This is a genomic window from Microbacterium sp., from assembly GCF_051953575.1.
Lineage (GTDB): Bacteria > Actinomycetota > Actinomycetes > Actinomycetales > Microbacteriaceae > Microbacterium.
Genome location: NZ_JBQCIP010000323.1, coordinates 1 through 3,127 on the forward strand (window position 1 = coordinate 1; position 3,127 = coordinate 3,127).

The window sequence follows — 3,127 nt, forward strand, 5'->3', positions numbered from 1 at the left end:
CCGCCCGCGTGGTCGTCGAACCACCGCACGAGGCGCCCGTGCGGCCCGTCGTCGACGACACCCTGCGTGCGCACCCACGTGCCGTCGGCGAGGCGCAGGATGAGCGCGACGACGGCGAGAACCGCACCGAGCCCGAATCCGATCCACGTGAAGATCTCAGCGATGGCGTCGATCGTGTCGGACACCGGGCCTGCCTCTCCGGGATACGGAAAACGGCCGCAGATCTGCGGCCGTCTTCACATCTGAGCCACCTGTCAGGATTGAACTGACGGCCTTCCCATTACGAGTGGGATGCTCTACCACTGAGCTAAGGTGGCGCGCTTCGCTTGCGCGTTGCACAAGCATCGATCTTACAGGGTTTGCGGAGTGCTCGCGAACCACGGCGGGTGCCGGCATCCATCCACCCCTCCGCCGCGCGTCACACCGCCCACGGTGTCGACGTGTTACGCGCCGGTTCGGGGATCCGGGCGGACCCTCGTAGCGTCGGATGCGGCCCGCGACGAAGCGTGCGCGGTCCGGTGGATCGTGCGCGCGGTCACAAGCCCCGACGGGCCTCGATCCACAGGAGCACGCACACACATGTCCACGCCCAAGAAGCTCATCACCGCCGCAGCACTCGCCCTGCCTGTCGCCCTCCTCCTGGCCGGCTGCGCCGGGACCGGCACCGACTCCGCGTCGGGCAGCACCGACGAGCAGAAGACCGTCCGCATCGGCGTCGTCAACTCCGGCGACCCGTATTGGGAGACGTTCACCGACGCCGCCGCCGACGAGGGCATCGACGTCGAACTGGTGAACTTCACCGAGTACACCCAGCCGAACCCCGCCCTGTCGGCGGGCGAACTGGACCTCAACCAGTTCCAGCACGTGATCTACCTCGCGACCTACAACGTCAACAGCGACGACGACCTGCAGCCCATCGGCTCCACCGCGATCTACCCGCTCGGCCTCTACTCGTCGCAGTACGACTCGGTCGACGACATCCCGGCCGGCGCGACCGTCGCGGTGCCGAACGACGAGTCCAACCAGGCGCGCGGTCTCCTCGTGCTGCAGTCGGCGGGCCTCATCGAGCTCGAAGACGGCGGCTCGCCGTTCTCCACCGTCGCCGACGTGCTCCCGGACTCCAAGGTGAAGGTCGAGGCCCTGGATGCCTCGTTCACCGCGACGTCGCTCCCCGATGTGGCGGCGGCCATCGTGAACAACGACTTCCTCGAGGACGCCGGGCTGAAGGCCGAGGACGCGATCGCGCAGGACGACCCGTCGGACCCGGCCGCGATCCCGTACATCAACATCTTCGCCGCCAAGGCCGAGGACGCCGACAACCCGACGTACCTGAAGCTCGTCGAGATCTACCAGAACACCCAGGCCGTGCTGGACGGCGTGGTCGAGGCGTCGGGCGGCACCGCCGTGCTCGTCAAGACGCCCGTGGACGACCTCGTCGCGTCGCTCACCGACGTCGAGGACGACATCCGCGCCAACTCGTAACATCCGGCATCGCCGTCGCGTGCGGCCCGCTCGCCCAAGAGGCGATCGGGCCGCACACGCGTTCCCCGAGGAGCACGAATGACCCTCATCCGCCTCACCGGCGTGACCAAGACCTTCCCCCCGTCGTCGAAGGACGGCGCTCCCGTCGTCGCGGTGGACGACGTCTCGCTGACCGTCGCCGCGGGCGACGTCTGCGGCATCATCGGGTACTCCGGCGCGGGCAAGAGCACCGTGCTGCGGCTCGTGAACGCCCTCGAGACGCCGACCGCCGGCACCGTCGAGATCGACGGCCGCGACATCACGCACCTGCGCGAGCGCGAGCTGCGCGCGCTGCGCGGCGACATCGGCATGATCTTCCAGCAGTTCAACCTGTTCGACTCGCGGACGGTCGCGAAGAACGTCGCCTACCCGCTCGAGGTGGCCCGACGCCCTCGTGCCGAGATCGCCGCGCGCGTCGACGAGCTGCTGCGGTTCGTCGGCCTCGCCGACAAGGCCGGCAGCTACCCCGAGCAGCTGTCGGGCGGCCAGAAGCAGCGCGTCGGCATCGCACGCGCGCTCGCCACGAGCCCCCGCATCCTGCTCGCCGACGAGGCGACCAGCGCCCTCGACCCCGACACGACGCAGGAGGTGCTCTCCCTGCTCAAGCGCGTCAACGCCGAGCTCGGCGTCACGATCCTCGTCATCACGCACGAGATGGACGTGATCCGCACGCTCGCCGACCGCGTCGTGGTGATGGAGGACGGCCGCATCATCGAGAGCGGCGACGTGTTCGACGTGCTCTCGTCCCCGCAGCATCCGGCCACGCAGCGGTTCGTCGGCAGCATCATCGAGGACGTCCCGTCCGGAGCGCAGCTGCGCACCCTGCGCGACCGTCATCCCGGCCGCATCGTCACCCTGCAGATCGGCGACCGCGGCCAGGTCGGCGACGGCGGACAGGTCGCATCCGACGGTGCCGGCGGGGCGACGCAGGCAGACGTGTTCGCGGCGCTCGCGGCGCACGGAGTGCGCTTCGAGCTCGTGCACGGCGGCATCAACGACATCCGTGGCCGGGTGTTCGGCCACCTCACGCTGGCACTGACCGGAGAGGCGGATGCCGTCCAGCAGGCGATCGACGCGGTCTCGGCGTTCGCCCCGCTCATCGAGGAGGACGCCCGTGGATAGGCTCATCGACCTGCTCCCCGACCTGTGGGAGGCGACCGCCGAGACGCTGTACGTCGTGTCGCTGAGCCTCGTGTTCGGCGGCATCGCGGGACTCTTCGTCGGCCTCGCACTGTACGCGACGCGTCCCGGCAGCCTGTTCCCGAACCGGTTCCTGTTCGGCACCCTCAACGTCGTCGTGAACTTCTTCCGGCCGATCCCGTTCGTGATCCTGCTCGCCGCGGTCCAGCCGCTCGCTCGTGCGCTCGGCATCCCCGGCATCGGACCGGTGTTCGGCATCTTCGCCATCACGATCGCGTCGCTTTTCGCGATCAGCCGCATCGTCGAGCAGAACCTGCTCACCGTACGCCCCGGCGTGATCGAGGCGGCGCGGGCCACGGGCGCGAGCCGGTCGCGCATCCTGCTGCGGCTGCTGCCCCGCGAGGCGCTCGGCCCGCTCATCCTCGGCTACACGTTCATCGTGGTGGCGCTCGTCGACATGACGGCG

3 protein-coding genes, 1 tRNA gene and 1 pseudogene are annotated in these 3,127 nt (G+C 69.5%); 3 read left to right on the top strand and 2 right to left on the bottom strand.

The window, feature by feature from the left end; translation table 11 throughout:
• Both ACTHNQ_RS20950 and ACTHNQ_RS20955 read right to left on the bottom strand, forming a co-directional pair.
• Positions 1-185: pseudogene (locus tag ACTHNQ_RS20950) on the bottom strand (hypothetical protein); the annotation flags it as partial.
• A gap of 60 nt (positions 186-245) precedes the next feature.
• A tRNA-Thr gene (locus tag ACTHNQ_RS20955) sits at positions 246-317 on the bottom strand.
• Between the two features lie 262 nt (positions 318-579).
• Here ACTHNQ_RS20955 and ACTHNQ_RS20960 point away from each other — a divergent pair.
• From ACTHNQ_RS20960 to ACTHNQ_RS20970, 3 genes are all read left to right on the top strand, one after another.
• Positions 580-1,482, top strand: a complete 903-nt coding sequence (locus tag ACTHNQ_RS20960; protein ID WP_440335847.1) for a MetQ/NlpA family ABC transporter substrate-binding protein — start codon at positions 580-582, stop codon at positions 1,480-1,482.
• Positions 1,483-1,560: 78 nt separating this feature from the next.
• Positions 1,561-2,643, top strand: coding sequence for a methionine ABC transporter ATP-binding protein (locus ACTHNQ_RS20965; RefSeq protein ID WP_440335848.1), 1,083 nt, complete (start codon positions 1,561-1,563; stop codon positions 2,641-2,643).
• Positions 2,636-3,127: methionine ABC transporter permease (locus ACTHNQ_RS20970; RefSeq protein WP_440335849.1), on the top strand; the 492-nt coding region annotated here is incomplete at its 3' end. The genes ACTHNQ_RS20965 and ACTHNQ_RS20970, both read left to right, overlap by 8 nt.

Bases quoted from the DNA above. Each gene is read 5' to 3' on its own strand.
- ACTHNQ_RS20960 (WP_440335847.1), top strand. From the start codon at position 580: ATGTCCACGCCCAAGAAGCTCATCACCGCCGCAGCACTCGCCCTGCCT.
- ACTHNQ_RS20965 (WP_440335848.1), top strand. From the start codon at position 1,561: ATGACCCTCATCCGCCTCACCGGCGTGACCAAGACCTTCCCCCCGTCG.